Origin of the sequence: Nonomuraea sp. NPDC050691 (genome assembly GCF_040654455.1) — a bacterium.
Taxonomy (GTDB): Bacteria; Actinomycetota; Actinomycetes; order Streptosporangiales; family Streptosporangiaceae; genus Nonomuraea.
This window is the reverse complement of record NZ_JBFAIA010000304.1, coordinates 1-4957: the sequence shown is the minus strand read 5'-3', so window position 1 is coordinate 4957 and position 4957 is coordinate 1. Positions and strand designations below refer to the sequence as shown.

General features: G+C 73.4%; 2 protein-coding genes and 2 pseudogenes. 3 read left to right on the top strand and 1 reads right to left on the bottom strand.

The genetic code is table 11. From position 1 onward, the window contains the following. Positions 1 to 985 (bottom strand): annotated as a pseudogene (locus AB0H81_RS43770) (hypothetical protein); the annotation flags it as partial. A gap of 192 nt (positions 986 to 1177) precedes the next feature. Here AB0H81_RS43770 and AB0H81_RS43765 point away from each other — a divergent pair. From AB0H81_RS43765 to AB0H81_RS43755, 3 genes and pseudogenes are all read left to right on the top strand, one after another. Further along, positions 1178 to 2749, top strand: a complete 1572-nt coding sequence (locus AB0H81_RS43765; RefSeq protein ID WP_358388111.1) for a hypothetical protein — start codon at positions 1178 to 1180, stop codon at positions 2747 to 2749. A 143-nt stretch (positions 2750 to 2892) separates the two neighbouring features. Continuing rightward, positions 2893 to 4542 (top strand): LCP family protein, encoded by a 1650-nt coding sequence (locus AB0H81_RS43760; protein ID WP_358388108.1) that lies wholly within the window; start codon positions 2893 to 2895, stop codon positions 4540 to 4542. Positions 4543 to 4719: 177 nt separating this feature from the next. Beyond that, positions 4720 to 4957 (top strand): annotated as a pseudogene (locus tag AB0H81_RS43755) (hypothetical protein); the annotation flags it as partial.

The following is a 4957-nucleotide window of genomic DNA, read 5'->3' as shown; positions in this document are numbered from 1 at the left end:
GCCCCACCGCGCCCTCCGGCCGGCCGGAGCGGCGCATCGCCACCAGCAGGCCGGCGAACGCCAGCACCGGCAGCACGTCACGCAGGCCGTCGATCCGGACCAGCACGGCCAGCCCGAACACCAGCCCGGCCACCGCCCCCTCGGCCCACCGCCGGGCCGGCGCGCCCGGGACCGCCACGGCGCGCGACAGCGTGTCGTGCAGCAGGGCCATGCCGCCGAACAACAGGATCAGCGACGGGATCTCGCTCAGCGTGGTGCGCGAGGTGTAGAGCACCGGCTGGCACACCGCGAACGCCAGCGCCGCCGGGACGGCCCACCGCGCCCCCGCCAGCCGCGCCGCCACCCCCGCCACCGTGAGCACCGCGAGGGCGCCGAGCACGGCCGGGGTCAGCAGCAGGCCGCCCGCCCACTGCCCGGCGGCGAACAGCAGCGGCGGGCCGGGCATGAACTGCGGCACCACCGCGCCGTTCACCGGGTAGAAGCCCACGCTGTCGAACACCAGCGCCTGGTCCGGCCCCCCGAACGCCGCGACCTGCGACGGGATCGGGAGCGACCCGTGGCGGGCCAGCCAGATCGCGTACTGGGCGTAGGTGGCCGGGTCGCGCCGGACCACGAGCTGCTCGGTGTGCAGGACCGCGTTGAACACCCCGGACGCCAGCGCCACCGCGCCGACCCCGGCCACCTGCCACCACCCCGCCTTGAGCCGGCCCTGGGCGGCACCCGGGCCCTCGGCCACACCTGACCCCTCGGCGGCACCTGGACACTCGGCGGCGCCCACCGGGAGGCGGAGGGCGGCCAGGCAGAGCAGCGCGATCACGGGCAGGCCGAGCGCCAGCGCGGGCAGCGGCCGGTACACCCCGGCCAGCAGCAGCGGCAGGCCGGCCAGCAGCCAGCCGGCCAGGACGAGGGCGGGCAGCACCGAGGCCACGGCGAGCACCCTGCCCGCCGACGGCCTTCGCGCCTGGTCGAGCCCGCCGGATCCCATCGGTGATCGCGAGGGTATCCGACCTGGGGGTACGACCGGTGACGCGACCCGGGCGACGCGGCCCGGCCATGACCTGGTGGGACGGCCGGCGGCCGATCGCGGGTAGCGTACCGACGTGCGCCACCGTCCCATGTCCGACCGGCCCTCCCACCCGGAGGCACGACGGCCCGTGCCCGCCTCCCGGAGCGCGCGGTGACCGGCGAGTCGGTGCGGAAGGCCGGGCCCGCCACGCCACCGGAGCCGCGCCGTGTCCGCGGGGCCCCGCGCGCTCCCCGGCAGGTCGCGGCGGGCGCTCTGGCGCGGGCCCGGGGACACCGCTGGTTCCTCGGGCTGCTGGCCGCCGGCGCGGCGCTGCGCGTGCTCACCATGCTGGGCTACCGGCCGGTCCTGTGGTTCCCCGACTCCTACACCTACATCGTCACGGTCTTCCGCCCCCGGCCCGACCTGGTGCGCCCGGCGGGCTACTCGGCGTTCCTCCGGCTGCTGGAGCCGTTCCACTCCTTCGCCGTGGTCGCGGCGGCGCAGCACCTGCTCGGGCTGGCCACGGGCGTGCTCGTGTACGTGGCCGCGCGCCGGGCGATCCCCTGGTGGTCCAGGCGCAGGAGAGAGGCGGGCTCCCGGCGGGCGGGGTCCGGGCGGGCGGTCCCCCGGTGGGCGGCGGCCCTCGCGGCGGCACCGGTGCTCCTCGACGCCTACCAGATCGAGCTGGAGCACCTGCTCGTCTCCGACACGCTCTTCATGTTCCTGCTGGTCACGGCGGTGGTCCTGGCGCTGGGCGGCCGGCGCCGGGCCGTGGCCATCGGGCTGCTGCTGGCCGCCGCGACACTGACCAGGACGGTCGGCCAGCCGCTCATCGTGGTCGTGGCGGTGTGGTTGGTGCTGGACGGCCGGCTGCGGCGCGCCGCCGTGATGCTCGCCTCCGCGCTGGTCCCCCTCGTCGCCTACGGCGCCTGGTTCTACGGCACGTACGAGCGCACCGGCCTCGTCGGCGCCAACGGCGCGTTCCTGTACGCGCGCACGATGTCGTTCGCCGACTGCGCGCGGATGGATCCGCCCGCCGACCTGCGGGTGCTGTGCGACCCCCGCCCGCCCGAGCGGCGGCCCCCGTCGCAGGAGTACCTCTGGGCCGCCGACTCCCCGCTGGTCGAGCTGCCCGGCATCACGTTCACCAAGGCGAACGACGACCTGGCCGCCCGGTTCGCGACGCTGGCGATCCGCGCGCAGCCGCTCGACTACGCCGCCTCGGTGCTGTCGGAGCTGGGACGCACGTTCGTGTGGGGCCGCCCGGTCTATCCCGACCAGGAGATCTACGGCTACTACGAGTTCCCGGCGGCCTCGCCTCCCCCGCCGGGGCGCTGGGCGGCGCAGCTCGGCGTCGAGATGGGCCAGAGGTACGAGCGGGGACCGATCGGCACGGAGGTGGTCGAGCCGTACGCCGGGTGGATGCGCGCCTACCAGGGGGTGGCCTGGCTGCCGGGGACCGCTCTGCTCGTGATCCTGCTGGCGCCGCCGGTCGCCGGGGTCGTGCGCGTACTCGGGCGCCGACGGCCCGCCGCCCGGCCGAGGCGCCTGCCGCCGTGGGCGCTGCCCTGGTCGGTGGCCGTCGTGCTGCTCGTGGTGCCGCCGGCCGTCGCGGAGTTCGACTACCGGTACATGCTGCCGGCCGTGCCGCTCGCCTGTCTGGCCGCCGCCCTGTGCGCCCGTTCCGACCTGCCCGAACGCCAAGAATTTGGCGATGATATTCCACGAAATGTCCAGGTCTGAGTATGCTTTTGGCCGGTAACATCACGCCCGGGTCACGGCGAATTCCGCCGGTCATGGCTACGGGTACGCCGTACGTGACCTAGTCTCGTGGCGCAGTAAGGCCATGCCGACGCGTGAGGCGCACAGACCAGGCGAGGGGGCGTATGAGTGACTACAGGAGCGTGTCCGTGCAGGACCGCAGGGTCGCCCCGGCAGAGCCCGGCCACCGCATGTCCCGCCGGGCCGCGGCGGCGCCGCCCCCTCCCCCGCCTGCCGGCGAGCAGCCGCCCCGGGGCGGTGGCGGCCGGCGAGCGGCCGCCACCCAAGGCGGCGGGGTCAACAAGATGCGGGTCCTCGCCTGGATCAGCATCGGCGCCACGACGGTCATGGTCGCGGGCGCGCTGACCGGCTACACGGTCTACCGCGACACGTTCGGCAACATCCACAAGAAGAGCATCAAGTCCGACATCATCACGCCCCGGCCACCCAGCACCGGCGCGCTGAACGTGCTCCTGGTCGGCTCCGACACCCGCGCGGGCGAGGGCAACGCGAAGTACGGCCAGAAACTGGCCCGCACCGCCGACGCCGGCGGCAAGCGCACCGACACGATCATCCTGCTGCACCTGTCGCCCAACCGCGACAAGGCCCAGCTCATCAGCTTCCCGCGTGACTCGATGGTGCAGATCCCCACCTGCAAGAACGAGACCACCAAGGCGCCGATGCCGTCCCACCGCGACATGATCAACGCTGCCTACAGCACAGGCGGCGTCGCCTGCACGATCTCCACACTGGAGACCCTCACGGGCATCCGCATCGACCACTTCGTCGAGGTCGACTTCAGCGGCTTCAAGAACATCGTCAACGCCCTGGGCGGCATCGAGATCTGCCTCAAGTCCGGCGTCGACGACAAGGCCTCCAAGCTCAAGCTGCCGCCCGGCAAGAGCCTGCTGAACGGCGAGCAGGCCCTCGGCTACGTGCGGCTGCGCAAGTACGGCGACGGCAGCGACATCCAGCGCATCAAGCGCCAGCAGATCTTCCTCAGCAAGGTGGTGGCCAAGGCCACCAGCGGCGAGCTGCTCACCAACCCGGCCAAGCTGACCTCCTTCATCAAGGCGGCCGCCCAGTCCGTGACCATGGACCCCGACCTGGCCGACGACACCGCGAAGCTGCTCGACATCGCCAAGAGCGCCGAGAAGCTGACCGCGAACGGCGTCAAGTTCACCACGATCCCGTGGATCCCCGACCCGGACAACACGAACCGGGTCATCTGGAAGCAGCCCGACGCCAACGAGCTGTTCACCGCCATCAAGACCGACGTCCAACTGCCCGAGGCGGCGCCGACGGCCACCGCCAGCTCGGCGCCCAAGGTCGCGCTCAAGCCCGAGCAGGTCCAGGTCCAGGTGCTCAACGGGACGCAGACCTTCGGCAAGGCCCGCACCGTCGCCGACCAGCTCAGCAAGCAGGGCTTCAAGGTCGTCGGGCTCGGCAACTACCAGGCCCCCGGCGGCAAGGCGATCGCCAAGACCGAGGTCCGCTATGCCAAGAAGGCCGCCGAGGGCGCCGACTACGCCGGAGTCCTCACCGGGATGGTGGTGCCCAAGCCCGGCCCCACGGCCGGCAAGATCAGGCCCACGTCCACCGACGTCTACACCTCGCCGGTCGCGCTGCCCTCCGCTGGCACCAAGGCGGCGGGCTCGCCGGTGATCCAGCTGATCGTCGGCGAGGACTTCGAGGGAGTCAAGGTGGAGAAGCTTCCTGACAGCGTCACCAGCAACACCATCGTCGCCTCGGCCCAGAAGAACGTCTGCACGTGACCTCCGAGTTCCCTGTGTAAGCGGGCGTTCCGGTGCGCGTCTTGAGACAGGACCGTCCCGGCCGGGATATCGTGGTGCGGGTCGGCGACACCGCTCGTCCTCCGCCGTCAGGGCGTCAGTAAGGCGTGGCGGCCGTCGCGTATCCCCCGGCCCCGAGCGAAGCTGAGCGACTCCGTAGTGTCTGAGACCAAGCCGTCCGCCCCGGTCACCACTCCCCCGGCCTCCGGGGGGCCCGGTGAGAGCGCCGGCCCCGCGAGCACGGGGGCCCGGTGGCCACTGCCGGAGGAGACGTTCTGGAGCGAGCAGACCGACCCGCACGGCATCCTGCCCTCCCCCGGCGCCCACGCCGCGCCGCCCCGCACGGACGACCGCCCGGGCGCCCACGCCGCGCCGCCCGTCACCGACGACCGCCCGG